Raw genomic sequence first — 26300 nt, forward strand, 5'->3', positions numbered from 1 at the left:
GATTAATTTTTCGAGCGATTTGAGCTCTTTAATTCTGTGACATCCTGTTTATTCTGATTTTTCCTATCTACACTGCAAGTAGTTGGGGTCATGCACTTCGAGAGGTATTTCTCAGTTTCTCAAAAGTGGCCATGAAAATCACTGTCAATGCTGTGCTACTCACTACTTCTATGAGCAGGCGAAGCGGGTCGAAGAGAGAGAAAGTTTCGAGGAGGAAGAATACCATCGTGTGAATGAACGTCACTGCAATAGCAAATTTCAAGAAACCACTCCATTGCATCGTACGAATAGAGGGGGTGAACTCCTCTTCCAGTTTATCATCTGGAGCAAAAGCACGCAATAGCAAGGGAGTGACAAGCCCAACGAGGGTTAAGGCTCCGGCAGCTGCTCCAACCGTGTTGCTGAGTGTGTCTACCACCAGTCCAAGCGCGAATCCAAGCACTACGTAAATCCATCGTGAAGTGCCGTGAGGCAGCATGATGAGTGCGTAGACATACGGCATTGGTGTGGCATATCCTATCAGGTGAATGTGATTGAACACCAAGGTTTGGGCGAGAATTAAACCCAAAATCCAAAGGATGCGAGGGAGGATGACATTAAACATGGGTTTACGACGTTAAAACTTATAATTTAGAGGCTAGTGGGCAACTATGAATGGATATAAGTTGTACGCAGAACTTACAACATCATATAATCATCGATGTTAGCATGTACAGTGGAGACTGTGATATTAGAAAATGGAATAGAGGTTTGATTCCCCATTCTAACGTGCTTATACGATTACCTATTGTAAGCTATCAGCCTTTTCTTGTAATTGTCGAATCTCTGCTTTGTAGGGAGTCACCACTACATTGACATCGCGTAGGTTAGCAAAGTCGGTGCCGAGGACGATGTCCAAGCGGTAGCTCTGTCCATCGGAAGAGTTGCTCACCTTGTGCACGCGACCTACAAAGATGCCTGGAGGAAATACCGAAGAATATCCTGAAGTTTCAATCACATTGCCAGCTCGAGTTTTGGCGTAGCGCGGCACATCATCGAGCTGTGCCATGCGCGTGCTACCACCATCCCATTGTAGGTAGCCAAAATAGTTCTTACCGCGCACTCGGCATGAGATGCTAGACTTGGTGTGAGTCACTGGGATAATCAAAGCATAGTTTTCACCTACTAAATAGACTATTCCTATGACACCACCACCGCCAACGACGCCCATCTCGGGGCGGACGCCATCTTTTCTTCCGCGGTTAATCACCAAATATCCATCATGACCACGGCGCACTCCATTGCTCACCACACGCGCTGGGAGCAGCTGAAAGCCCGCAAGTTCTTGTCGCACCTTACGTTCGGTAAATGTGGTGTCGTGTGTTGCAGAATCTAGTGCAGCGCGCAACACCGCATTTTCTTGTTGCAGTTTGGTGTTCTCTGTGGTGAGTAGGGCGTTGATATCTCCGAGCTTGAAATAGGCTTCGAGCGAAGCATAGGTTTCATTGGCCTTTGCTGCGCTTTCATTGGCCGCAGTGTTCCATACGCTCCCTTGGTAGTTGTTGAACTGGAAGAGGAGCGTCAAACTGATCCCCTCCAACAGGATGAAGAGAAAGAGATAGTTGTAGCGGCGAAGGAAGTCGAGAAGTATTTGCATCGTTGGGGATATGATGGGCAAAAGCCCTGCCTACAGAAGAGACAGGGCAGAGATTGCACAGAAGATGCTGCAAAAATGCGCGCTGCTCTCCATGTGGGTTATCGCCATATATGAGCGATTATTCATTATAGAAAGCAGAGAAATGATCATGACAAAGCCTAAAGGCGCATGATTTATCGCATCAAGCAGGGGTATTCGTCGATGTTGGCGAGAGCCTTGCCCGTACCTTTGGCCACACAGAGGAGGGGTTCTTCAGCTACGTGGAAGGGGATGTTGATCTTATTGCTCAAACGCTGTGCCAAACCACGAAGGAGGGCACCACCACCGGTGAGATAAATACCGTTCTTCACGATGTCGGCATAGAGTTCGGGTGGAGTGTTGGAGAGCGCATTGAGCACTGCCGTTTCGATAAGTCCCACGGAGCGTTCGAGACAGTGCGCGATTTCCTGATAGCATACGGGCACTTCCATAGGAAGCGCAGTGATGCGGTTAGGACCATGCACCACATAGTCTTCGGGAGCTTCTGCAGGAGGCAATTCAGCCAAGGCACTACCCACGTTGATTTTGATACGTTCCGCCATACGTTCTGAGACAGACACGTTGTGCTGTCGGCTCATGTATTCGCGGATATCGGCTGTGAAGTCGTCGCCTGCCATCTTGATGGAGTTGTTCGATACGATACCACCCATAGAAATCACCGCGATTTCGGTAGTACCACCACCGATGTCCACCACCATATTACCTTCAGGGGCGTTCACATCAAGACCAATACCGATGGCAGCAGCCATAGGTTCGAAAATCAGATATACGTCGCGACCACCAGCATGTTCGGCACTGTCGCGCACTGCACGGAGCTCCACCTCAGTAGAACCCGAAGGCACACCAATCACCATGCGGATGCTGGGGGTGAAAAGGTGGCGACTGGTGCGCACCATGTTGATCAGTCCGCGCATCATCTGTTCGCAGGCGTTAAAGTCCGCAATCACACCATCGTGCAGAGGGCGAACTACGCGGATTTTCTCGCTGGTCTTTTCATACATGAGCTTCGCACGCTCACCCACTGCGATAGTTTTCTCAGTGGTAGGGTCGAGTGCCACCACAGAAGGCTCGTTCACAGCTATCTCACCATCGGAGATAATGATGGTGTTGGCCGTGCCGAGGTCCATGGCAAGCTCACGCTTCATAGAGAAAAAGGAAGAAAAAATTCCCATTGTCAATATTTTGCTTGATTCATTGCCCAATAGGGCGCATCCCTTTGGGCACTGTGTAAGGAGAAATCTAAACTAGATACGTATGTCCTCGTTTAGTTTTTGCTAAACCATGCGTGAATCGCAGTGTCGTAGTGGCTAGAGGTTGCGAAAGCGTTGGTAGCAAATTGTTTGCGTTGTTCCAAGGTTGTTTCAGCACCTTGCGCCTTGACGATGTCGAGCAAAGGTTGGTAGTCCGCTTTAGAGGAAACAATCACCACATCCTTATGGTTTTTCGCACCTGCGCGAATGAGAGAGATACCACCGATGTCAATCTTTTCGATGATGTCTGCATCAGAAGCACCAGAAGCCACCGTAGCTTCGAAGGGATAAAGATCGACAATCACGAGGTCAATTTCGGGGATTTCATAGTGCGCCATTTGCTCGCGGTCATCTTCCAAGTCGCGACGGCCGAGAATGCCACCGAATACTTTGGGGTGGAGTGTCTTCACACGTCCACCGAGGATGGAAGGATATGACGTCAAATCTTCCACTTGTTGGCAGGGAAGTCCGAGCGACACGATAAAATCGTGCGTGCCACCAGTGGAAAGAAATTGAACACCTTCGTTGTGAAGGGCTTTGAGAAGCGTGTCGAGGCCATCTTTGTGGAACACCGACACGAGAGCGGTTTTGATTTTGCGCGTAGTAGCCATAGGGTTGTTTGAGGAGATAATAATCCCAAATCGGTCATTAGACCGTTATAGTGCAATTCGTTATAGAGAAGATAACTTCCTGCCATCTTTCATTTTCTTGTTGGCATCTTGTTTCTTGTTCGTTCTCGACGTAGCCCGCTACGCCTTCGAACTCACAACCAACCATCTGCTCAACAATATAATGAAATCTGTTCAGGCTCTAATGAGCGATTTGGGATAATACGTGTGCACAAAATTACGACAAAGTTTTGGATTATCCCCATAAATCTCCGTGATACCGCGCGAGTTTAGCCCTTTTTATTTCCACTTTTGCTATAAACCACCCGATTTGCTTTGTTTGCAACCCAGTTGCACACGAATTTCTCTATCTTTGCATCATCAAAATCATCACACAATCTCTGAATTATGGATAAGCATTGTCACTCTCATCATGAACAAAATGGCCATGACACTGGTGTACATCACCATGCACACAGCCATCACGACCACGAGCATTGCGGTTGTGCCCATTATCATGAGGAGCACAATCCGCATCACGATGCAGAGCATCTGCATTGTGCGAGCGACACCTGCGCTTGTGCCTGCGGATGTCATGCACACGATGGTCATAATCACGAGCATGGCGGAGCGCGCCAATGGATAGTTTTCACGGTGGCTGCCTGCCTTGCCCTCAGCACTTGGATATTGCAAAGCCTTGTTGCCCAGCAACACTTGTCGTTTTCCCATCCCGAATGGTTGAAATTCGGATATATCCTCGCCTATCTCCTTGCAGCGCAAACCGTCTTCAAAGGAGCTTGGCAAGGACTGCGCAAAGGCCAGGTGTTCAACGAGTTCTTTCTCATGCTCATTGCCACCGTGGGAGCGATTGCTCTTGGGGATTATCCCGAAGCTGTGGGCGTGATGTTGTTCTACCTGTTGGGCGAAAACCTACAAGGACTAGCCGTGGGGCGTGCGCGCAAGAGCATCGCATCGCTCGTGGCTTTGCGTCCCGACGCCTGCACCTTGGTCAATGAGGCCTCGGGCACCACACAGATGTGCAGTCCTAAAGACGTAGCTCTCGGCAGTTTGCTCCGTGTAGAGCGCGGAGCGCGTGTGCCTCTGGACGGCGTGTTGTGCGATGTCCCTTCAGTAATCACGGAGGGAAAACCTTATACCTCTGCACAGTTCGACACCGCGGCTCTCACAGGAGAGAGCGTGGCGCGCAAAGTAGCTGTTGGGGAGCGCGTGATGTCGGGCTATATCGTGATGGATCGTCCCATTTATCTCCGCACCGACCGCGCATTGGGCGAAGATGCTCTCTCGCGCATCCTACAAATGGTGGAAGATGCCGCAGCGCGCAAAGCCCCTGCCGAACAGATGCTCACGAAAATCGCGCGCATCTACACTCCCGTGGTGGTGGCCCTCGCTGCTTTGCTCGTAGTGGTGCCTGCTTTGGTGCAATGGGTTGCGCCCCAAACCGACATCGTCCTCAGTGAATGGGTGTATCGTGCCCTCGTCTTCCTCGTGGCATCTTGTCCCTGCGCCTTGGTGCTGAGCATCCCATTGAGCTATTTTGCCGGCATTGGCAGAGCTTCCAAGCGTGGTGTCCTTTTCAAGGGCGGATTGCACCTAGATGCTGTGACCCAAATTGATACGGTGGTGTTCGACAAAACTGGAACCCTCACCACGGGTGTCGTGACTTTGCAAGACGGCATGGATAGCGGTGCAGAAGGAGCCTTCTCCGTGAGCAATGATGAGGCGCGCCCCACGTCCAAAGCTGCGGTAGAGATGCTCCAACAAATGGGCATTCACACCGTGATGCTCTCAGGCGACTATGCCGAAGCGGTGGATGCACTGGCCCAACAGTTAGGGCTCAATGAGTGGCATTCGCGCTTGTTGCCCGAAGACAAACTACATCATGTGGAACGCCTCATGAGCGAAGGGCGCAAAGTCGCCTTTGTGGGTGATGGCATCAATGATGCTCCTGTATTAGCTCGCGCTCACGTTGGTTTTGCGATGGGAGCAGGTGGCACAGATGCTGCGGTGGAAACGGCAGATGTGGTGCTGGCCACCGACGATCCGCTCCGTGTGGCCGATGCTATTCGTGCTGGACGTAGCACGCGCCGCTTGGTCTGGGAAAACGTCACTTTGGCGATTGGTATAAAAACAATCGTGTTGGTGCTCTCCGCCTTCGGTTTAGCGGGCATGTGGGCTGCCGTGTTTGCCGACACAGGAGTCGTATTGCTCTGCGTACTCAATGTGCTTCGTCCTCGACGATAAGGCTACTCTCTCTCTTATTTCTCCTAAAGGGTGCAAATCATCTCTGTCAGATGGTTTGCACCCTTTTTTTGTGTTTCAACGCAGAGGGTAAGGGAGTGCCGTGGTGAGTGGTCGTTTACTTTCTATCTTTGCATGTGAAAGTCATGTGCACTGCAGATTTGAAGGGGATAATAGCCTTCAGACGAGTCCCTTTTTCGTACGAAAAATGCACAATCTCTGAGTATCGCAAAAATATCTCGGAGATTTCTCAAAAAATCTCGGAGTTTTTTCCAGAAATGTCGGAGATAATTTTGAAAAACTCCGATGTTTTTGCAAAACTCTCCGAGAAAAGACAACGGATGCTCCAAGAAGTGGGAAGAGCATCGTGTAGTGCACTAAAATACATCGCTCTAAAGTCGGATATAAATCATGCTGAAGTCAAAAATATATCGTGCTGTCTTTCTTGCAATACTTCCCAAAGGGTGTAGAAGAATAGTCATCTGAAAACCTCAACGCGCCGATTCCTCCATTGGGGAAATCGGCGCGTTGTCCTTTAATAATGTGCATCAGGGTGAGAGTAAATAGCAGAAAATCAATAGGTGTTCTCTTGCCTTTCTGTAAATCTCTGACGTGTCAATGTAGAAAATGCATTAGTCTACGAGTTCATCGGCAGGATAGCCACCCATTTCGCGGATAGCATTTTTGAGATGCACGTATTGGCGGTAGAGATTGTTCTCAGGTTCTTCATCCACGGTGTAGTCGTGTTGAGGGCTCTTGAGGTAGAAACTCAAGAAGCGTTGCGTGCCGTAGCGACCATCGCGCGCAGCCGCATCGATGAGTAACACAAGGTCGAGGCAGAGTGGTGCGGCAAGGATGGAGTCGCGACAGAGAAAATTGATTTTCACCTGCATGGGATAGCCCATCCATCCGAAGATGTCGATGTTGTCCCATCCTTCTTTGTCGTCGCCACGTGGGGGATAGTAGTTGATGCGCACCTTGTGATAGTAGTCGCCATAGAGGTCGGGCTGATCTTCGGGGCGGAGAATGGTCTCGAGTGTGGAGAGTTTAGACACCTCTTTCGTCTTGAAGTTTTCGGGTTCGTCCAAGACTAGACCATCACGGTTGCCCAAAATGTTGGTGGAAAACCAGCCGTTCAGACCTAAACAGCGTGTGCTGAGGATGGGCGAGAAGCCACTCTTCACGAGGGTTTGGCCAGTCTTGAAGTCCTTACCAGCGATGGGCACGCGTTGTTGTTCGGCGAGTTGCCACATTGCAGGGATGTCCACGGTGGTGTTGGGCGCACCCATGACAAAAGGTGCACCTTCCATGAGCGCAGCATAGGCATAGCACATGGAGGGAGCCACATGTTCGCGGTCGTCGGCACGCATGGCTGCTTCAAGAGAAGCTACAGATTCGTGTACTTTGTCCACAGGAACATAGATTTCGGTAGAAGCTGCCCACAGCACAACCACACGGTCCACACCACGCTCTGCCTTAAATTGTCGGATGTCTTGGCGCAGGTGTTCCACCATCTCCCAGCGTGTCATCTCGGGTAGCACGTTGGTGCCGTCTAGACGTTGGGCATAGTGGCGGTCGAAAGCCGCGCGGAGCGGACGAATCGCCTCAAGTTCGGCTTGAAGGGGCAGAATGTCTTTGGCGCGGAGCACATCTGCATTGACTGCACTCTCAAAAGCATTCTCGGGATATACGTCCCAGGCGGCAAACTCTAGGTCGTTGAGTGAGGGGAGTGAGAGGATTTCGTTATAGGGAAGGTAGCGTTGGGCTTCTCCTGTGCCCACGCGGATTTTGTCATACTGGGTGAGTGCGCCCACAGGTTTGGTGAGTCCTTTGCGTGCAGAGAATACACCAGCAATAAAAGTGGTACTAACGGCGCCAAGACCTACGATCATTACACCGAGTTTTCCTGTAGCTTCTTTCATGTGTAGGAGTAAATTAAAAAGAATAGACAGAGGTGTCTACAAGGTATGCGGCTCATGCAGCGCATGTAGGCCGTGTTTCCATAGGTCAAAGTTACACATTCTTTCGCGGTAGTGCGAAGAAAATCCGAGAAAAAGCACAACCCTTGGTCTAGATTGTACACTAAATGATGCAGTTCACCCCTTTTTTAGGAGGTGAGCGCATGATTTTGGAGAATAGAGTCTGATTGCCCTCAAAAAATATCGTACATTTGCAGTGGCAGCCTAGCCCTACAATTTCTATTTTATCTCTCTTGCTGTGGCTGCCATCACAGTACTGCTGCTCAGCTCTTGCACATCCATTGTATATGCCATCACAGACTACCCACGACACTGCTCATAAATTTAATGCATTGGGAGAAAAATCTATTCCCAAACTCCTTGTGCAATACTCACTCCCTGCCATTATAGCGATGGTAGTGTCGTCGCTCTACAACATCATTGACGGCATTTTCATCGGCCAAGCTGTGGGAGCAGATGCTATTTCGGGCTTAGCCCTGACCAATCCTCTCATGGCCATTTCAGCTGCCTTTGGAGCTATGGTCGGCATCGGGGGATCTACGCTCATGAGCATCCGATTAGGGCAAAAAGATCATCAATCGGCACACGCCATCTTGGGCAATGTTATTGTGCTGAATGTCATCATTGGTTTGACACTCGGCTTAGTGCTGGAGCTAAATCTTGATTCCATCCTCCGCCTATTTGGTGCTTCTGAGCGCACGCTCCCACATGCTAGAGCTTACATGCAAATCTTGCTCTTCGGTAATGTGTTTACCCACATGTATTATGGCTTAAACGCGCAGCTTCGTTCAACCAGTCGCCCGATGTATGCGATGTATGCTAATATCGGAACGGTGGCGATTAACACTGTCTTGGCCTATCTGTTTGTGATGCGCCTAGGCTGGGGCATTGCAGGGGCAGCATGGAGCACGCTCATCGCGCAGGTGTGCGCCTTATGTTGGCAATTCTGGCTGTTTAGTGGGAAGAATAGCCCCGTGCGCTTGTTGCGTCGTTATCTCCGTCCGCAATTGCGCATCATGAAAGAGATTGTCACCATTGGTCTTCCTCAATTTCTCATCAACACCACCACGAGCTTAGTGGCTATCATCATCATGCGTTCTATGGCAGAGTTTGGAGGAGACACCGCAGTTGGTGCTTATGGCATCGTCAATCGCCTAGCCATGTTCATGGCTTTCGTGGTGATGGGGCTCGACCAAGGCATGCTTCCCATTGCTGGCTACAACTATGGTGCGCAGAAGTTCCATCGTTTGGAGAGTGTGGTCAAATATACGCTGGTCGCTGCCACGGTGGTCACCACGCTGAGTTTTGCGGCGAGTCATCTTTTGCCAGGAGCTTTGGTGGGACTCTTTGTGAAGGATGCTCCCGAACTGGCTGCGGCGGGAGAGCATGGGCTGAAAGTGGTGAGTCTTTTCTGGCCTGTGATTGGTATGCAAATAGTTTCCTCAGCCTTTTTCCAAAGTATTGGTTCGCCAAGTAAGAGTATTTTCCTATCTCTCACACGACAACTCATATTTCTCATCCCTCTCATTCTCACACTTCCCCATATCTTGCCTGGACTACTCCCTGGCACAGCGGCCATAGACGGAGTGTGGTATTCGCTCCCAGCGGCTGATGGAGTAGCCGCTCTGATTTCGGCAGTGATGCTTGTGGCGCAAATTCGTAAGCTACGCCAAAAGAGTGCGATGACTCTTTGAACGCTTTCCTGTTATTGTACCAAATGTTTCGCGACATGAGTGCAGTGACGTAATCATCTATTTGAGAATCTCGGTTTCTTCATGTCAAACTTCTAATTTTTGAGTCTATCATGTCTTCTCCCTTTGTCATCAACATCGGTCGCCAACTAGGTAGTGGTGGCCGTGAAATCGGTAAGCACCTTGCCGAACATTTCAACATTGCCTACTACGATAAGGAGATTCTCTCCCTTGCTGCCCAAGAGAGTGGACTGCGACAGGGACTCTTCGAGCGTAGCGATGAGAAGAAAGGCTTTTTCCATAGCATTTTTCATGTGGTGCAACCTTTCTTCGGTGGCGGTGGTGACTTCTATGACAACCAGCTCTCCGAGGAGAATCTCTTTATCATCCAGAGCCGTGTCATCCAACGCATAGCTTCCGAAAGATCTTGTGTCTTTATTGGCCGAGTAGCAGACTATATTTTGCGAGAGCATCCACGTCATGTGAACATTTTCATCACAGCTAATCTTGATGATCGCATACGCCGTGTGGCGCAACGTCGCAATGTGTTGCCCAAAGCTGCTCAGAGCATCATCGAAGAAGCTGATGAAGAACGCGCAACTTACTACAACTTCTATTCTTCTGGCACGTGGGGTGCAGCAGATACCTATGACCTTTGTGTAAACTCTTCCCTTTTGGGCATAGAGGATACGGTAGCATTTATCGCCAACTTCATTGAGCAACTCGGATTTACTCAAGAATAGCTCGCGACATCTCCCAACGTCTCCATAAAATAGCCCTAGAAGCTCATCAGAGAGCTTTTAGATATTCGAGAGAAAGGGCTTTAGCTCCAAAAAATAATCCCACCTCAGGAATATATCTTGAGGTGGGATTACGTTATTTAGTGGCTCAATCCGAGAGCAAAGACTGACAATACGTAGAAGTGCGTGCTTAGATGCTCAGCCTTCATGAGGAAGTGCATGGGCGCAACCTAGAGTGAGATTACTTACGTCCGAAGATGGAGAAGTGAATGTAGCGTTTGGGCGACTTTCTCACGTCATATAAGAGTGAGTCTGCATTGACAACCGTGCGATTAAGGTGGTCGTAGAGGGTGCGGTCATGGAGAAACGCTCCAAGGTTGTTGTCTTTGGAGTTGAGTTTCTGCTGCACATCGGTCATGACAGAGTTGAGTTGTCCAGTCATTTGGCGCACATCATGGAGCGTACCATTGACATTTTGCATCGTGCCTTCCACATCTATTTTTGCCAAATTACCACTCAATGTGGCTGCATTGCCCGCAGTGCGGTTGAGATGTGCCACCATCAAGGGGACATCTTTGGCCATGAGGCCGTCCAGACGTGCGGAAGTGGTTTTGAGACGCTCCGTGATTTCTGCTGTATTGGCCAGTGTTTGCTGGAGTTCGGCCGAGGCAGTGAGTCGGTTGATATTGGTGAGGATGCTATCAATCTTAGGCAGCATCTGTTGCACTTGCGGGAGCATCTCGCGCACTTGCTCTGTGGCTCCTTGGTGTAGTCCACCAGAGAGGGTGTCGAAAGGTGCCATAATTGCGCTAGGATTAGCACCAAGGATGAGGTTCATCGTCACACCGCCCATAAGTGCCAATTCGAGTTCTGCAGTTGTGCCCTTGGGCACACTCATCTCTTTGTCCAATTCGATGCGTACGACAACGCCATTGTTGTCACTATAATTATAGTTGATGTCGCGCACAATGCCCACAGGATAACCATTAGCATAGACTGCATTGGACACAGTAAGCCCTTTGATGTCCTTAAACTTGACATAATAGGAGTTGCTCGACTCAAAAATGTTGATGCCTTTGAGGAAATTGATACCTACAAAAAGCAAGATGCCCGCAGCAATAGCGGTGAGTGCGATTTTGATTTCGCGAGTAATCTTGAACATGTTGGGGAGTTTAGTTTTTGCCATTTGGCATAAGCTTCGATAGCTTGATGGCTTCGGCGAGTTCTGTGCGTTGATTGTTGAGGAAGGCTACCACGAAAGCATCCGGAAATCGGTCTGCAATTTCTTTTTGCAGGCGTTTAGCCTCTTCATAATTGGCCGTTGCGCCATAGGTGTATTTGTAGCGGCCGCCTTCTTCATAGTATTCCACGGGAGAGAGACCCTTGAAATGACGGTCGTCACTGCGGAGGGCACGATCAATCGTGAAGAGCTGGAGCTTAAAAATCGGGCGATTGCTGAGCGTTTGCTCAGGGGACTTCTGAGAAGTCTTGTTTTCCTTACGCTGAGTCTCCTTATTTTCCTTAGCTACAACCTTAGTTTCTTGCTTTGTTACTTTGGAGTCTTGTTTGACAGCTTTGACTTCTTGCTTAGCCGCCTTGACATCATAGCCGACAACCTTGGTGTCTTGGGGCGAAACCTTGTCATTTGAGGCCACAGTCTTAGCAGTTTTGGGGTCTGTTGTAGCTTCTTTCAACACTGTCTTGGCTGGACTTAGCTCTGTTTGAGCCACTTTCATTTCTGCCTTTGCCACTTCTTGTGGCAGAATCTGGGATTCTTGCGCAGCACTAGTGGTGGTGCTGGACATCATTGGTGGCACCGTCTCTACTTTTTGTGAGACAGGAGTGCTAACGGGCAGCACAGGCACCATCGAGTCTTGGCTAGGGGGTGTGGCCAGAACAGGAGAACTAGAAGCGGCAACTGCAGGCGGAAGTTCGGGCAAAGAAATGACCTTCGTCGTTTCTCCATGCGACTTCTCTACTGGAGCTGCCGGTTGGCCAAAAGGGCGCGTGGGCACAGGCACTATCTCGGCTTTGAGTGTAGACACATCCACAGGTTGAGGAGCGGTCACGGAGTTGCGCACAACTTCGAGCGGAGACATAGGTGCTGTTGTAGGAGGATTCTCAGCTACTAAGGGTTGTGCTTCACTCTCGTCATGGGAGATTTCTGGTGAAAACACATCTTGCGCATAATGCTTTTGGCGATATGCCTTAAAACCATCAAAGATGGCGCGTGCCAAACTCTCTACACCATGCCGTGAATGTAGGAATTTCTCTTCTTCAGCGTTGGAGATAAATCCCAATTCGGTGAGCACCGAGGGCATAGAAGTGGCACGAAGCACGAGGAACCCTGCTTGATGCACGCCTTTATTGCGGCGACCAGAGGAAGTGTAATGGCGTTGGATCGCGCGAGCAAGGTCTACACTTTGCTGCATATTGCGATCTTGCAAAAATTCAAAGATGATATAGCTCTCCGACTTCCGAGGGTCAAAGTTGTGATAAGTCTGCTTATAGTTGCTTTCTTGCGTGATGACACTATTTTCTCGCTTAGCCACCTCAAGATTGTCCGCCGCGCGGTGCATACCCAAGGTGTAGGTTTCTGCACCCATAGGAGCTGCTTTGCCAGCAGGCGAAGAGTTGGTGTGTACAGATATGAAGAGATCGGCTTTATTGCGGTTGGCTATCTCCGCACGTCCTTGGAGCGTGACAAAGACATCGGTCTTTCGAGTGTAGATCACCTTGACATCTGGACAATTCTTCTCAACTAGACGGCCCAGTTCAAGAGCCACATTGAGATTGATGTCTTTTTCTTTGGTGAGTTGTCCCACAGCACCAGCATCTTTGCCACCGTGTCCCGCATCAATCACAAGGACAAAGGGGCGTTTTGGAGCTGCGCTGGCCGAAAAGCACGCACCACTGCCCCATGCCACTGCGAAGAGTAGCATGAGCATCCAGACGAGTCGTGCCCAATGGTTTCGAGAAATCATAATGGTATGTCGCATCGCATGAAATGATGTTGCTAGGCAAAGTTAATCATTTTCGGGAGAATAGACTTCATTTTGAAGAGAATACTCTTGCGTATATCGGATATTTTGTACATTCCAGCCGTGGTTTAGGTGTAAAACTCACCTGCGGCCATCAAAATAGCCCCACTTCTACTTAGAGAAGTGGGGGATAGCGGAGCCTATATTAAGAAGAATTGTTTTTATATTAAGATGAATTGTTTTTAATCGAACGACAAGCAGACTCACTAGCAGTGTTGTTTGCCATCAAAGAAGGGAGCACGCGATGTTGAGCTACTCAACAAGGCTCTGTGAGCTTAGGGCTATTCTCCAAACAAAGGGGTGGAAAGATAGCGTTCTCCCGTGTCGGGAAGGATGGCAACGATAGTTTCTCCTTCATACTCTGGCTTTTGAGCCAAAGTAATAGCCGCATGAAAGGCTGCCCCCGAGGATACACCGCAGAGCAAACCTTCTTTTCGTCCAAGCAAACGAGCGGCTTCGTAGGCCTCTTCATTGGTGACTTGCATCACTTCGTCCACCACAGAGGCATTGTAAGTCTCGGGAACAAAGCCTGCACCAATGCCTTGAATCTTGTGTGGTCCTGCTTGTCCTCCGCTGAGCACTGGGGAGTCTGTGGGTTCTACTGCCACAATGCGAATGGCGGAATTTTGGGTTTTCAAGTAGGCACCTGCTCCACTCAATGTGCCGCCAGTGCCTACTCCTGCTACCAACACGTCCACAGTTCCTTCAGTGTCGTGGGCTATTTCTACTCCAGTAGTGTCAAAATGCTTCTGAGGATTAGCGGGATTGACAAACTGTCCTAGCATCACTGCTCCTGCAGTGTTTTGACATATCTCCTCTGCCTTAGCCAAGGCACCTTTCATACCTTCAGCCCCCGCGGTGAGCACCACCTCAGCCCCGAAGGCTGCCACTAGGCGACGGCGTTCGATGCTCATGGTTTCGGGCATCACGATGATGGCTTTGTATCCCTTGATGGCTGATACAAAGGCGAGTCCAACTCCTGTGTTTCCGCTCGTGGCTTCGACAATAGTGGAGCCAGGAGAGAGTTTTCCCTCGAGTTCTGCGGCTTCCACCATGGCCAGTGCGGTGCGATCTTTCACCGAGCCAGCAGGATTAAAGGATTCTAGTTTGACCAATACACGAGCTTTCAGCTGCAGTTCGGCAGCCACACGTTGAGTTTCTACGAGGGGAGTGTGTCCCACGAGAGAGAGTGCAGAAGATGCTATCTTTGACATAGGCTTTGTGTTAAGCATAAGGGCGGTTATTTTAAGCGAAGCAAACCAAAACATCTGCGAAATTATGCGTAACTTTGCAGTAATGCGGCCATTCTTCACCGCAAATTTACAAGTTTATAAGCAAACATCTAGGATGCACCCCTTATAAAATAGGTGTGTTTTTGCATTTTCTTCCCATGACCCTACAGCCTCTCCTCAATCCCGACCAAATCGCTCAGCTCACCGTGGCTCTTGCAAAGCCCGATCCCCATATCCCTTTGGGAGAAGCTGACGGCATCGTGCCAGCTCAACTCGAAGAAGCGGTGTCGTTGTTGCGCGACTTGGTGTTTCCTGGTTATTTCACTTCGCGCCCCACGGTGGAGTGTCTGTCGAAGCTCTCGCGCATTCTCCTCGAACAGGTGCGACAAGCTCTTTTGGTGGCGGGAGAAGATTGCTGTTCGCGACAGATTACCACGGCCTTTATGGAGTGCATCCCCGAGTTGCGCCGCCTCATAGGGCTAGATGTCGAAGCCATTTACGATGGAGACCCCTCGTCTACAACCTTTTCTGAGGTCATCTTGTGCTATCCTTCGGTTAAAGCCATCCTGCATTATCGCATGGCTCACGCCTTGCTCCGTGCCAAAGTTCCCATTTTGCCACGCATCATCAGCGAATTGGCGCATGCACAGACAGGCATCGACATTCACCCTGGTGCGCAGATTGGTGAAGCCTTTGCCATAGATCACGGCACAGGTGTGGTGATTGGTGAAACATGCATCATCGGGCGCAACGTGCGCCTCTACCAAGGAGTCACCCTCGGTGCGCGTAGTTTTCGCAAGGCAGAAGACGGTTCGCTGATGAATGTACCACGTCATCCCATCATCGAAGACAATGTAGTCATCTACAGCAATGCCACCGTGCTGGGGCGCATCACCATCGGTCATGACAGCATCATTGGCGGTAACGTGTGGTGCACCCAAGCCATGCCTCCACACAGTCGCATGTTGCAGAGCAAAACCACCCTCGGCACTACCTTTGAAGACGGAAGCGGCATCTAGCAACTTGCTTTGCCATGAAGGAAAGATTGGAGCCTATCATTCTCCCTGCTGGATGTTCTCAATAGAAACATCGAATAGTGCGATACAAAAAATAGGCTGGCGCAATGAAGTTCTCGAAAGAATTTCATTGCGCCAGCCCTTTTTCTAAGATCTAATGTGGCTAGGCTTTTAGAAAGCCAGGGACTTTAAATCAAAGGTACACCCATCTCTTTGCAGGATTGTCGCATCTCTTCTGGCCAAATCGAGGCTTGTATTTCTCCGATGTGTGCTTTTTGCAGATAGTACATGCAGAGTCGGCTCTGTCCTATGCCACCTCCCACACTGAGAGGTAGGGTGCCGTCGAGTAGTCGTTGGTGGAAATAGAGCGAACGGCGGTCTTCGTGACCGCTTTCTTTGAGTTGGCGTTCCAGAGCCTCCTTGTCCACACGAATCCCCATGGACGAAAGTTCCAGCGAACGGCCTAACACTTCGTTCCACACCAAGAGGTCGCCATTGAGTCCGGGAAGTCCCTCATCGGAAAGTGTAGAGTAATCATCATAGTCTGGAGCGCGCATGTCGTGTGGTGCGCCATCGCCGAGTTTTCCTCCGATGCCAATGATAAATACTGCGCCAAGCTCGCGCGTAATAGCATCTTCGCGCTCCTTAGCACTCATGTTAGGATAGCGTTGGCGCAAGGTTTCAGCATGAATGAAGGAAATCTCTGCTGGCAATTGCGGAGTGAGCTGTGGAAAACGCTCACACACCAGATATTCGGTGCGTTGCATGGCTGCATAAATCGAACGAACGATTTGTTTCAAGAAGTCTACTGTGCGATTTTCTGGGGAAATCACGCGTTCCCAGTCCCACTGATCGACATAAAGGCTGTGGAGATTGCCCAGTTCCTCGTCCGCTCGGATGGCATTCATGTCAGTGTAGATGCCATATCCCTCAGGGATTTGATATTCGCTCAGTGTCAATCGCTTCCATTTGGCTAGTGAGTGCACCACCTCCGCACGAGCATCGTCCAAATCCTTGATAGGAAAGTTAACGGCACGCTCCGTTCCACTCAAATCGTCGTTGATGCCCAGACCGCGCAGCACAAACAGCGGAGCGGTGACGCGGCGCAAGCGCAGCGCGGTGGAGAGGTTGTCGGCAAAAAACTCTTTAATGACCTTGATGCCTTGTTCCGTTTCGCTCATGTCTAGGAGCGGACGATAATTGTTGAGGGGGAGAAGATAACTCATAAGTAAGGTTTTCTCAAGAAAATGAGAGAGATGTTTTACAAATCACTAGAAATTAAGCCAAACAGATGACCATTTTTCATTTTAACGTCCACAAAAGTACATTTTTATTTGGAGTCTTAAAAGCGAAAAAGCGTTTTTCTGGCGGTTTTGGTTGCGTTTTTCTTTTGTGAGGTGTGAAAAACTAGCATTTTGTGCGAAATAGCTTTCTTGTTTATGGTTGCGCACCACTGCATTTGTCGCAAATGCCTTTGACCACAAAGCCGACAGTGCGGACTGAAAATCCCTCTGGCAGTGCTGGTATAGGCACGGGCACCCCACGAAGACAGAAGGTGCGCTGGCATCGCTCGCAATAGAAATGGGTGTGAAGGTCGGCCAACTCGTCATTGTCGTCTTCTCCACAGTGGCAATCGTCGGAGCATAGAGCGTATTTAGCCAATCCACTCCCATCTTCCACCACATGTACCAAGTGATGCGCCGCAAAGGTGGTGAGGGTGCGAAAGAGAGTGCTCTTGTCGAGTGTGGGGAGAATGGCTTCGAGGTCGGAGAGCGCAAGTGCACTCTCCGTGGTCATGAGGGCACGAAGCACGAGTATGCGGCTCGAGGTGGCGCGGATGTCACGGCGAGCAAGCTTCTCTTCTACAATACTGGCGAGTAGTGGGTTGTTCATAACTGCAAAGATAACGATTTTCTCCTTTCCCTGCGTGCCTCTTCCCTGAGTTCTATACGAATTTTGGTATGAGATTGTTTGCAATCTCCGAAAGGGCAGAAGAGGAGATGTGAGGGATGAGAAAAAAACTCGGAGATTTTCTAAAAACTCTCGGAGTTTTTTCAAAAGTTCTCCGAGAACTTTTTGAATATCTCCGACTTTTTCTTCCATTTCTTCGCCTTGGGCTTTCGATACTCCGCATTGTGAAGTGAGAAAGATGCCCGATGCAAGAGGTTAATAGTGGATGGGCGAGAGGAAAATAGGGATGGGGTGATGGATAAGGGAGCATTTGCAATCGTGTTTCGCGTAGCCCTTTTCAAAGGTGAGGCTTGATGTGCATGCGAAGGTAGGAGCGGTATGGCATTTGTGCTTAAAATCACAAAAGAAACCCCGATAAAGCAGTGTGCCTTATCGGAGTTTTCAATAAAGAATAAAGTGTTTTAGATAGATAAAAGGCCAACACGAGGTTGGTATGAAGTGCTAAGAAGGTGTGCGTTTGTGCAAGTTGTCGTCTAAAAAGGTGAGGAGTTATTGCAGGGCTTGTCGAGAAATGCCCAATCAAATTCTTCCGCCGTGTCGGATTGTGCGAGTTGTTCGATGATGCGTGCTTCGATGTCGTGCCGTAAGTCGGAGTTGTCAGCAAGAGCTTGTAAGAACGCTTCACGCCCCATGGCGATGTGGCGATTATCAAGGCTATACCATGCCCCCGTCTTGTAGATGACTTTGAGTGTAAGCCCGAGATGGAGCAGTTCGCCCAAGTGCGAGATGCCCCGCCCGAAGATAAGTTCAAACTCGCAAGAGCGAAATGGAGGAGCCATCTTGTTTTTCACCACTTTCACGCGAGTCATTGCTCCGATGTCGCGCCCATCTTTCTTGATGTTACTGAATCGCCGCACATCGAGTCGGAGCGAAGCGTAGAATTTGAGGGCATGTCCGCCTGTGGTCACCTCGGGATTGCCAAAGGGGACATTGATTTTCTCACGCAGTTGGTTGATGAAAATGCAGGTGGTGCGTGTTTTGGCTAGCGAAGCCGTGATTTTTCGGAGTGCTTGGCTCATTAGTCGCGCTTGCAATCCGAGTTTGTTGTCGCCCATCTCCCCTTCTAGCTCAGCTTTCGGGGTGAGGGCTGCCACAGAGTCCACCACCACGAGGTCAATGGCTGAGGAGCGGATGAGGGTGTCGGTGATGTCGAGTGCATCTTCGCCACAGTCGGGTTGCGCCACGAGGAGAGCCTTGACGTCTATGCCCAGTTGGGCAGCATAGCGAGGGTCGAAAGCGTGTTCCGCATCGACAAATAGTGCCGTGCCGCCCATGCGTTGCACCTCGGCTATGGCATGGAGGGCGAGCGTGGTCTTGCCCGAAGCCTCGCCACCATAGATTTCTACGATGCGTCCTCGGGGGTAACCGCCAATGCCTAAGGCTGCATTGAGTGCCATGGAGCCTGTGGGAATCACTTCTATCGGCTCGGTGGGCTGCTGTCCGAGAAACATTACAGAGCCTCGGCCGAAGTCTTTCTCAATTTGTCGCATGGCAGCTTGCAGAGCCTTGATGCGAGGGCAGGTTTTTGCTATAGATGTGGGAGTTTCTTGTTTAGTCATGGTAGAAATGTTAGTGATTGTCTTTTCCGAAATAGCCTTTTCAATGAATAGTTAGCCAATGATGCTGCAAAGATATGCGGAGTATTTGACAGTATATGACAAAGGTGAGGCGCGAACGTTAAAGAGTGGGGTGACACTGATGCTCGAAGATAGTTCTAGGAAATACAATAAATAGTAGTGAAAACCCATAATTAGGGGATGAAGGGGGGGATAATTCTTTTCGTCATTGCAATGTCTTCGTGCATATCCCTAATTTCTATGCACTTCCTTGGCAGATTGCTCAAAAAAAGTTACCTTTGCGGTAGCAGGAGAATGTCAATGTGCCTCTATGGATGAGGCAAAGAAAATGATTAGTCTTGATAGACTCTTTGAGCATCCTGCTCAGAGTGATAATTATCCAGGCCAAAGGGTGTTTATGCACCTTTGTATAACCATCTCCCGCTCTCCTTTTTTTCTACGGCCATCGTGGCCATCCCTACATATAGACATGCACGATACCACCATCTCCGACCCTGCTCTCAGAGGATTCTCAGCTTGCGGTTGTGGATGCTCCAAGCATCAGCTCAATACGTTCGACTATTTCAGTGACGTGCCGGGCAACAACCAAGTGTCGAACCTCGTAGAGGTGCAGTTCAAAAATACTCGCAAAGGCTATTTTCTCAATGATAATCAGCTAGATCTCGCAAAAGGCGACATCGTGGCTGTGGAAGCCTCGCCTGGACATGACATTGGCACGGTGACCCTTACGGGAAGTCTGGTGCCTCTTCAAATGAAAAAGGCACAACTCAAGCCTGGCACCGAACTCAAACGCATCTACCGTAAAGCGCGTCCCGCAGATATTGACAAATGGGATGAGGCGCGCGGTCGCGAAAACGCCACAATGATCCAAAGCCGTCAGATTGCCAAAGAACTCGAATTGGACATGAAGATTGGTGATGTGGAATATCAAGGTGATTGCAACAAGGCGATTTTCTATTATATCGCTGATCAACGCATCGACTTTCGCAAGTTGATTCGCGTTTTGGCCGACACTTTCCACGTGCGCATTGAGATGCGCCAGATTGGGGCCCGACAAGAGGCGGCTCGCATCGGTGGAATCGGCCCTTGTGGTCGAGAATTGTGTTGCTCCACTTGGCGCAAAGATTTTCAAACCGTCTCTACTGGGGCTGCCCGTCAGCAAGATCTCTCGCCCAATCCTCAGAAACTGGCAGGACAGTGCGGCAAACTCAAGTGCTGCCTGAACTATGAACTAGACGTCTACCAAGAGGCGCACCAAGTGCTCCCTGATCGCAGCGTTCCTCTCGAAACTCTCGATGCCACTTATTTCCATTTCAAGACCGACATCTTGAGCGGCCGCATCACCTACTCCATGGATAAGCGCATGGCAGTCAATTTGGTGACCATCAGTGCTGAGAGAGCTTGGGAAATCATTGCACAAAACAAAGCTGGCGAAAAGCCTGAAGCACTGGATAATGAAGAACGTCCAGCACCGAAAAAGCCTGTGGATCTAGCGGAACAAGACGATTTAACTCGCTTCGATAAGCTTCGTAAGAAGAAAAAGCGCAAACCCCAATCAAAGGATAAGGAGCGCGTCCCACGCAATCGTGACGAACAGGGAAGAAACGGCCGTGAAGCGCAAGGTAATGGTCGTGATGAGTCGCGTAGGCCTCGAGAGAATCGTCAGCGAGAGCCGAGACAAAAGGATAATACTCCCAAAAGCGGAAACAATCCAGCAAAGGAATAGTTTATGAATTGGGCACGATTTCATCAAGCTGCAATAAGAAGCCATGGCTTTCTTGCTATGGTGTCTGCAGTTTTGCTCGTGGGAGTGATGCACCTTGTGAGTTGCACCACAGACAATGGCTATTTGCGCTACCAGTCGTTGCGTGTCGCAGGTTGGGAATACCGTGATTCTGTTGAGTTCGTCGTAGATTCTCTCCCCACCTCAGGCACTCGCCAGTTGAGTGTCGCGCTGCGCAAATCGTCGTCGCACGCTTATCCTTACACCTCATTGACCATGGCCGTGCATCAAACCTGGCGTTTAGGCGACAGCACGTTGGTCAATCGCATCGACACTATGGAGTGTGTCTTCAATAAGCCCGATGGCATGATTCGCTCCAAAGGTGTTTCCCTCTATCCTTTTGAGTTCTCATTGGGCACAGTCACGTTGCCCACCCACGCCACAGGGCGTGTTGTCATCCGCCATCTGATGAATCAGCAGAGCCTTCCTGGTTTTGAGTCTATCGGTCTGCGGATGGAGTGAGGAGGATCGTCTTATTCTAGCATCTTCGGCAAAAGTAAAGTCAAGAAAAATAGCGTTTTTCTTAGTGTATCCTTAGTGAAGTGGCTCGAAAAGCCATAGATATAGTGAACAAGGAAATTAGAAATAAAGGGCAGTTGCTCATATCTTGTTTCCATATAGTACGCCCATCTTATGCACAACGTACGTAGATTTTTCATGTTGCTAGCCACCTTCGTTCTTTGTTTGGGGACGATGGCGCAGCAGCGCGTGGTGCAAAATAAGCCGTTTATCGACGAGCGAAAGTGGCATTATGGATTCCACATAGGATTTCACGACCAGAGTCTCAAGCTTATCAACAATGGCTTTATAGACCCAAAGACTGGTGCGCAATGGATGGCCGAGAATGATCGACAAAACTTTGGCTTTTCTGTTGGAGTGCTCGGTGACTGGCGCATCACACGTCAGGTTGCGCTGAGAGTGAGTCCAGGTTTACACTTTGGTTCTAAGCATATCGCTTTTAGAAACCAAGTGAGTGGTGAGCTTCGCTCGCAAGATTTGAAGAGCACCTTTGTAAGCCTACCCTTAGATCTTAAGGTTGCTGCACCGCGTTTCAATAATTATCGTCCGTATGTTGTGGGAGGCTTCTCCGCCATGTACGACATGACCAGTGGAAAGGGCGAAATGCTCCGAACACAACCGCTACAAACCTTCGTACAAATTGGGCTTGGTTGTGATTTCTATTTGCCTTTCTTCAAATTGACCCCTGAACTCAAATTCTATTTCGGCTTGGGCAACGTGCTACGCCACGATCGTCCCGATCTCACTGCGCCTGAGCAGCATGTTTTTACTCAAAGTCTTTCAAAGGCTATCCCAGGAATGGTGGTGCTGACTTTCTATTTTGAATAGCCATCTTTTGCCGTTCATTGAAAACTCTCTCCGAGTTGTGAAGTTTCCTTTCACGATATCGTCCCTTATTTGAGGGAATCTAACTTAGATAAATACTCATCAATATCATTAATAGATTACATGAAAACCAAAACCTTTTCATCTCTGCTCACCCTCGTTGCGATAGGAGTGCTGTGGTGTTGTGGTGCTCTTTCCGCTTCTGCCAAGTTGGAAGCTGAGCGTTACTACACTCTCACCAATGTGCACCATGGAATGACACTTTCTACGGGAGGTGTTGGAGCAAAAGACAGTCCGCTTGTGGGAGAAGCCTACAAGAAGGGAAGTCCCGACCAACTCTGGCAGCTCAAAGCCTCTGGCTCTGATGCTTTTGCACTCTACAATCCAGAGTCGAATCTTGCTGTGGACCTCGCGATTCAAGCCAAAAAGAATCCTCTCTTATGGTCGCTAGATGTGAACAATCCCAACCAGCAACTCATTCTCGAAGAAGAAGGCACCAACTTCCGTCTTCGTGCTGCCTCTTTCCAATTTGAAGCGCGCTATCTTTCGATTACTAGAGATGGTAAAGTATTGCTCGATTCTAATAAAAATAACAATTCCCTCTTCAAGTTCACGGAAGTGAATCTCAAGGATATTCAATATCCTGACCGTGCAGAGTGGGAAAACGAAATGATTTTTGGCATCAACAAGGAACGTGGTCGTGCCACCTTCATCCCCTATGCCACCACCGCTCAGCTCCAAGCCGATGCACGCTACAAAAAAGCCTGGCTGGATCCTGAACAAGGGCAATTTCTCTCGCTCAACGGCATGTGGAAGTTTAAGTATGCTCCCGATGCTGCCAAGCGCGACACCGCGTTTGTGAAGACCACCTTCGACGTCTCCAAGTGGGACAACATCGAGGTGCCCTCTTGCTGGGAGATGAAAGGTTACGATAAGCCCGTATACGTCAATGTAGACTATATTTTCGCCGACAAACCACCTTACATCAAGCTCCGCAATGAGTATAAAGGACTGGTAGACCCCAACCCTGTGGGCAGCTACCGCCGCACCTTCACCTTGCCCACCAACTGGGACAAGAAAAATGTCTTCCTCCATTTCGATGGCATCTATAGTGGTGCTTACGTATGGGTCAATGGTAAGTACATCGGCTACACCGAAGGCGGCAACAATGATGCAGAATTTGACATCACCAAGGCTGTGAAAGCTGGCGAAAACCAAGTCGCCGTGCAAGTCATCCGCTGGACAGATGCTTCCTATCTCGAAGGCCAAGATGCTTTTCACATGAGTGGTCTCCACCGCGATGTATATCTCGTGGCCACTCCTCAGACTTTCGTGCGAGATCACGTGATTACCGCACAGCTTGAAGCCTCTAAGTCTTACACTGCTGGTGTGATGGAGGTAAATCTGGAACTCGACAACCGTCATAAGCTTAGCGGTAAGAAGCAAATCAAGGTGAGCTTGCTCGATGCTGACAACAAGGTGGTGAAGACCGCTACCACTGAGGTGCAATACACAGCTGCTACCGAGAAGGTGATGGCGAAGGTAAACCTCGATGGTTTGACCAATCTCCAACCTTGGACGGCAGAAACTCCCTATCTCTACAATGTCCTCGTGTCGCAACAAGATGAAAAGGGCAATGAAGAGATGGTGTTCAATACCAAATATGGCTTCCGTCACATTGAAATCAAGCAAGGCTTAGTTCGCATCAACGGCAAGCGTGTCTTCTTCAAGGGCGTTAACACCCAAGACACTCACCCCGAAAAGGGCCGCACCATGGACGTTCCCACCATGCTTCGCGACATCTTCCTCATGAAGCAAGCCAATGTGAACACCGTGCGCACCTCGCACTATCCTCGTCAGCCCAAGATGTATGCCATGTTCGACTATTATGGTCTTTACATCATGGACGAAGCCGACATCGAATGCCACAAAAACTGGAACGACCATGGAGCTAATGGCGGTTACAACACCCAAGTCATCTCTGGACGCACAAGCTGGAAGCCCATGATGGTGGATCGCACTGAGCGCATGGTGTTGCGCGACCGTAACCACCCCAGCATTGTCTTCTGGTCGTTGGGTAATGAAAGTGGTGCAGGCGACAACTTCATCGCCACTTACAACGCGGCTCGTGCTCTTGATGCACGTCCCATCCACTACGAAGGAGCCACCAATGCCGGACGTCATACCGCAGGGCTTACTGACATCAACAGTAAGATGTATCCCGACATTGATTTCACCAGAAGAGCTGCCAACAAGCAAGGCAGCAACACCGCTGGACAGCCTTTCTTCATGTGCGAATACAACCATGCCATGGGTAATAGCATGGGCTATCTCCGCGAATACTGGGATGTTCTTGAAAGTTCTTCTGTAGGTATCGGCGGATGTATCTGGGACTGGGTAGACCAAGGCATCTACAACCCACAATTACTCAAGAAAGGTGAGCGTCGTCTCACCACCGGTTACGACTATCCTGGCCCTCACCAAGGAAACTTCGTGAACAATGGTGTCATCACCTCCGAACGCGAATGGACACCCAAGCTCACAGAGTTGAAGAAGGTGTATCAGTACGTTCGTATCAGTTATAATAACAAGACCAAGCAACTTAGCGTGACCAATCGCTATGCATTCCGCACTCTCCAGGGCTTCTCGCTCCATTATAGCGTGTTGCGCGATGGTGAATCAGTAGAGACTGGCACACTAGACCTTCCTGCACTTGACCCTCAACGTGCACATCATTTCCCACTCTCGTTGAAGACAGCCATCGACAACAAGGCCGATTATCATCTCAACGTGGAAATGCGCACCACAGTCGATGAAGACTGGGCAAAATCTGGTTATGTGCAAGCTGCCGAACAATTTGTACTCGCACAGCGTACGGCACTTCCTGCTCTTCCTGCTGTGAAAGGCGATGTGAAGCGTCTCAAAGTAGACCGCAAAAATAATCAAGTCATCGTGAGCAATGACCGTGTGTCAATGACATTCGATGAGAACACGGCTGAACTTGTGGCTTGGAGCTATAACGGACAACCCATCCTCTATCCTGGCAAGGGTGCAAAGTACGACAACTTCCGTTGGATTGAGAATGAAGCTCCCTACACCAGCAAGCCCTACAAGGAGCTCGGTTCAGGTCATCAAGTGCCCGACCTCTTCAATTTCGGAAGTGCGCCTGAGGTGACCACCCAGCAGAATGGTCAAAAGGTGATTGTCACTGCGATGAACGAAGGTAACGTGCCCAACCCCCTCACCTACACCATCCATGCCGATGGCACGGTGTTGCTCGATGCTTCCTTCTCTTACAACTCTGGTAAGCTCCGCCGTCTTGGCGTGTCTATGGGCTTCGATCGCAAATACAACAATCTCGACTACACCGCTAAAGGGCCTCAGGAAAACTATGTAGACCGTCAAGAAGGTTCCTTCTTTGGTCGCTACAAAACAGTCGTAGACAGCAACATCGTCAACTATGCACGCACGCAAACCTGCGGCAACCGCATGAGTCTCCGCCGTCTTGACCTCACCGACAATGAAGGCAATGGTTTCCGTGTCGAAACCCAAGGTCAGGTAGACTTCTCCATCCTTCCCTACGACGACCACGACCTTGTGGCTGTAGAACACTGGTGGGAACTCAAGAAGCCCGTCTACAACACTGCTCACTTCGATGCCTTCCAGCAAGGTCTCGGTAGCGGAAGTTGCGGACCTGCTGAGACGCTTGACAAGTATAAGGCCTTCAAGCAGGATATGCCCATGAAGTACACCCTTCGTTTCACACCTCTGGGTGGTCTCATCACAGGTATCTCCTCTCCCTCTTTGTCGGCTTCGACAGCAGCACTCCAACTCTCTCAGCCCGACAGCAGCACAGTGGTGGTGAAAGGTGATCTAACGCCCTACCACCAAGCACAGCTTGTAAACCTCGGTGGGGTGATACTTCAAAGCCTTCCTCTTTCTGGCAGCAACAATCTCCGCTTCTCGGTAGCAGATTTGGCTGAAGGCACCTATCTTCTCCATCTTCAGCAAACAGATGGCACGAGTACCACGCTCAAGTTCTTCCATTAATCTTGTCCGATGTCAGAAGAAACAACGCTCTGCCTAGGTTTTTCCCTAGGAACTTACGTACGATGAAAATCTGACGTCTAAGAT

Annotated in this window: 19 protein-coding genes; 8 read left to right on the forward strand and 11 right to left on the reverse strand. The window is 49.7% G+C overall.

Going from position 1 to position 26300, the window contains the following annotated elements; genetic code table 11:
* Positions 1–88: 88 nt before the first annotated feature.
* From mreD to HMPREF9999_RS02050, 4 genes are all read right to left on the reverse strand, one after another.
* Entirely contained in the window at positions 89–604 is a 516-nt protein-coding gene (gene mreD, locus HMPREF9999_RS02035) for a rod shape-determining protein MreD (RefSeq protein ID WP_009436614.1), read from the reverse strand.
* Between the two features lie 180 nt (positions 605–784).
* Entirely contained in the window at positions 785–1636 is an 852-nt protein-coding gene (gene mreC, locus HMPREF9999_RS02040) for a rod shape-determining protein MreC (protein WP_009436615.1), read from the reverse strand.
* A gap of 173 nt (positions 1637–1809) precedes the next feature.
* Positions 1810–2847, reverse strand: a complete 1038-nt coding sequence (locus HMPREF9999_RS02045; RefSeq protein ID WP_044062978.1) for a rod shape-determining protein — start codon at positions 2845–2847, stop codon at positions 1810–1812.
* 92 nt (positions 2848–2939) lie between these two features.
* Entirely contained in the window at positions 2940–3536 is a 597-nt protein-coding gene (locus tag HMPREF9999_RS02050; protein WP_009436618.1) for an MGS-like domain protein, read from the reverse strand.
* A 405-nt stretch (positions 3537–3941) separates the two neighbouring features.
* Between HMPREF9999_RS02050 and HMPREF9999_RS02055 the strand changes: the two genes are divergently transcribed.
* Complete coding sequence (locus tag HMPREF9999_RS02055; RefSeq protein WP_083475803.1) at positions 3942–5795, forward strand: HAD-IC family P-type ATPase; 1854 nt, start codon at positions 3942–3944, stop codon at positions 5793–5795.
* Between the two features lie 629 nt (positions 5796–6424).
* Here the strand turns inward: HMPREF9999_RS02055 and HMPREF9999_RS02065 are convergent.
* Complete coding sequence (locus HMPREF9999_RS02065; RefSeq protein ID WP_009436623.1) at positions 6425–7714, reverse strand: inositol-3-phosphate synthase; 1290 nt, start codon at positions 7712–7714, stop codon at positions 6425–6427.
* A 344-nt stretch (positions 7715–8058) separates the two neighbouring features.
* On the opposite strand from HMPREF9999_RS02065, the gene HMPREF9999_RS02070 reads away from it, so the two are divergent.
* Both HMPREF9999_RS02070 and HMPREF9999_RS02075 read left to right on the forward strand, forming a co-directional pair.
* A complete protein-coding gene (locus HMPREF9999_RS02070; protein WP_009436625.1) occupies positions 8059–9465 on the forward strand; it encodes an MATE family efflux transporter in 1407 nt (468 codons plus the stop codon).
* Positions 9466–9575: 110 nt separating this feature from the next.
* On the forward strand, positions 9576–10205 hold the full coding sequence (locus HMPREF9999_RS02075; RefSeq protein ID WP_009436626.1) for an AAA family ATPase: 630 nt from the start codon (positions 9576–9578) through the stop codon (positions 10203–10205).
* A 238-nt stretch (positions 10206–10443) separates the two neighbouring features.
* Here the strand turns inward: HMPREF9999_RS02075 and HMPREF9999_RS02080 are convergent, their stop codons facing one another.
* From HMPREF9999_RS02080 to cysK, 3 genes are all read right to left on the reverse strand, one after another.
* Positions 10444–11388: an MlaD family protein gene (locus tag HMPREF9999_RS02080; RefSeq protein ID WP_009436627.1), complete on the reverse strand. Its 945-nt coding sequence runs from the start codon at positions 11386–11388 to the stop codon at positions 10444–10446.
* Entirely contained in the window at positions 11375–13186 is a 1812-nt protein-coding gene (locus HMPREF9999_RS10885) for an N-acetylmuramoyl-L-alanine amidase (RefSeq protein ID WP_410488776.1), read from the reverse strand. Before HMPREF9999_RS10885 ends, HMPREF9999_RS02080 begins: the two co-directional genes overlap by 14 nt.
* A gap of 338 nt (positions 13187–13524) precedes the next feature.
* Positions 13525–14457: a cysteine synthase A gene (gene cysK, locus HMPREF9999_RS02090; protein ID WP_044062982.1), complete on the reverse strand. Its 933-nt coding sequence runs from the start codon at positions 14455–14457 to the stop codon at positions 13525–13527.
* Positions 14458–14633: 176 nt separating this feature from the next.
* Between cysK and epsC the strand changes: the two genes are divergently transcribed.
* Positions 14634–15494: a serine O-acetyltransferase EpsC gene (epsC, locus tag HMPREF9999_RS02095; protein WP_009436630.1), complete on the forward strand. Its 861-nt coding sequence runs from the start codon at positions 14634–14636 to the stop codon at positions 15492–15494.
* Positions 15495–15679: 185 nt separating this feature from the next.
* On the opposite strand, the gene asnA is transcribed toward epsC, so the two are convergent.
* The 3 genes from asnA to recA form a co-directional block, all read right to left on the reverse strand.
* Positions 15680–16717, reverse strand: coding sequence for an aspartate--ammonia ligase (gene asnA / locus HMPREF9999_RS02100; protein ID WP_009436632.1), 1038 nt, complete (start codon positions 16715–16717; stop codon positions 15680–15682).
* A 211-nt stretch (positions 16718–16928) separates the two neighbouring features.
* On the reverse strand, positions 16929–17384 hold the full coding sequence (locus HMPREF9999_RS02105; RefSeq protein WP_044062983.1) for a Fur family transcriptional regulator: 456 nt from the start codon (positions 17382–17384) through the stop codon (positions 16929–16931).
* 551 nt (positions 17385–17935) lie between these two features.
* Positions 17936–19021 (reverse strand): recombinase RecA, encoded by a 1086-nt coding sequence (gene recA / locus HMPREF9999_RS02110; RefSeq protein ID WP_009436634.1) that lies wholly within the window; start codon positions 19019–19021, stop codon positions 17936–17938.
* Positions 19022–19508: 487 nt separating this feature from the next.
* Between recA and ricT the strand changes: the two genes are divergently transcribed.
* The 4 genes from ricT to HMPREF9999_RS02130 all read left to right on the forward strand — a co-directional run bounded on the left by ricT (position 19509) and on the right by HMPREF9999_RS02130 (position 26216).
* Complete coding sequence (gene ricT / locus HMPREF9999_RS02115; RefSeq protein ID WP_044062937.1) at positions 19509–20765, forward strand: stage 0 sporulation family protein; 1257 nt, start codon at positions 19509–19511, stop codon at positions 20763–20765.
* 3 nt (positions 20766–20768) lie between these two features.
* Positions 20769–21284 (forward strand): gliding motility lipoprotein GldH, encoded by a 516-nt coding sequence (locus tag HMPREF9999_RS02120; RefSeq protein WP_009436636.1) that lies wholly within the window; start codon positions 20769–20771, stop codon positions 21282–21284.
* A gap of 171 nt (positions 21285–21455) precedes the next feature.
* A complete protein-coding gene (locus HMPREF9999_RS02125) occupies positions 21456–22169 on the forward strand; it encodes a porin family protein (RefSeq protein WP_044062941.1) in 714 nt (237 codons plus the stop codon).
* Positions 22170–22289: 120 nt separating this feature from the next.
* Positions 22290–26216, forward strand: a complete 3927-nt coding sequence (locus tag HMPREF9999_RS02130; RefSeq protein ID WP_009436639.1) for a glycoside hydrolase family 2 TIM barrel-domain containing protein — start codon at positions 22290–22292, stop codon at positions 26214–26216.
* Positions 26217–26300: the final 84 nt, after the last annotated feature.

This window comes from Alloprevotella sp. oral taxon 473 str. F0040, assembly GCF_000318095.2.
In the GTDB taxonomy this organism is placed as follows: Bacteria; Bacteroidota; Bacteroidia; order Bacteroidales; family Bacteroidaceae; genus Alloprevotella.

What these genes read in the sequence shown, in the direction of transcription:
- HMPREF9999_RS02120 (WP_009436636.1), top strand. Translation starts at nt 20,769, where the DNA reads ATGAATTGGGCACGATTTCATCAAGCTGCAATAAGAAGCCATGGCTTT.
- HMPREF9999_RS02055 (WP_083475803.1), top strand. Translation starts at nt 3,942, where the DNA reads ATGGATAAGCATTGTCACTCTCATCATGAACAAAATGGCCATGACACT.
- HMPREF9999_RS02105 (WP_044062983.1), bottom strand. Translation starts at nt 17,384, where the DNA reads ATGAACAACCCACTACTCGCCAGTATTGTAGAAGAGAAGCTTGCTCGC.
- HMPREF9999_RS02070 (WP_009436625.1), top strand. Translation starts at nt 8,059, where the DNA reads ATGCCATCACAGACTACCCACGACACTGCTCATAAATTTAATGCATTG.
- cysK (WP_044062982.1), bottom strand. Translation starts at nt 14,457, where the DNA reads ATGTCAAAGATAGCATCTTCTGCACTCTCTCTCGTGGGACACACTCCC.
- HMPREF9999_RS02080 (WP_009436627.1), bottom strand. Translation starts at nt 11,388, where the DNA reads ATGGCAAAAACTAAACTCCCCAACATGTTCAAGATTACTCGCGAAATC.
- HMPREF9999_RS02130 (WP_009436639.1), top strand. Translation starts at nt 22,290, where the DNA reads ATGAAAACCAAAACCTTTTCATCTCTGCTCACCCTCGTTGCGATAGGA.
- HMPREF9999_RS02050 (WP_009436618.1), bottom strand. Translation starts at nt 3,536, where the DNA reads ATGGCTACTACGCGCAAAATCAAAACCGCTCTCGTGTCGGTGTTCCAC.
- HMPREF9999_RS02065 (WP_009436623.1), bottom strand. Translation starts at nt 7,714, where the DNA reads ATGAAAGAAGCTACAGGAAAACTCGGTGTAATGATCGTAGGTCTTGGC.
- ricT (WP_044062937.1), top strand. Translation starts at nt 19,509, where the DNA reads ATGCACGATACCACCATCTCCGACCCTGCTCTCAGAGGATTCTCAGCT.
- epsC (WP_009436630.1), top strand. Translation starts at nt 14,634, where the DNA reads ATGACCCTACAGCCTCTCCTCAATCCCGACCAAATCGCTCAGCTCACC.
- asnA (WP_009436632.1), bottom strand. Translation starts at nt 16,717, where the DNA reads ATGAGTTATCTTCTCCCCCTCAACAATTATCGTCCGCTCCTAGACATG.
- recA (WP_009436634.1), bottom strand. Translation starts at nt 19,021, where the DNA reads ATGACTAAACAAGAAACTCCCACATCTATAGCAAAAACCTGCCCTCGC.
- HMPREF9999_RS02075 (WP_009436626.1), top strand. Translation starts at nt 9,576, where the DNA reads ATGTCTTCTCCCTTTGTCATCAACATCGGTCGCCAACTAGGTAGTGGT.
- mreD (WP_009436614.1), bottom strand. Translation starts at nt 604, where the DNA reads ATGTTTAATGTCATCCTCCCTCGCATCCTTTGGATTTTGGGTTTAATT.
- HMPREF9999_RS02125 (WP_044062941.1), top strand. Translation starts at nt 21,456, where the DNA reads ATGCACAACGTACGTAGATTTTTCATGTTGCTAGCCACCTTCGTTCTT.
- HMPREF9999_RS10885 (WP_410488776.1), bottom strand. Translation starts at nt 13,186, where the DNA reads ATGATTTCTCGAAACCATTGGGCACGACTCGTCTGGATGCTCATGCTA.
- mreC (WP_009436615.1), bottom strand. Translation starts at nt 1,636, where the DNA reads ATGCAAATACTTCTCGACTTCCTTCGCCGCTACAACTATCTCTTTCTC.
- HMPREF9999_RS02045 (WP_044062978.1), bottom strand. Translation starts at nt 2,847, where the DNA reads ATGGGAATTTTTTCTTCCTTTTTCTCTATGAAGCGTGAGCTTGCCATG.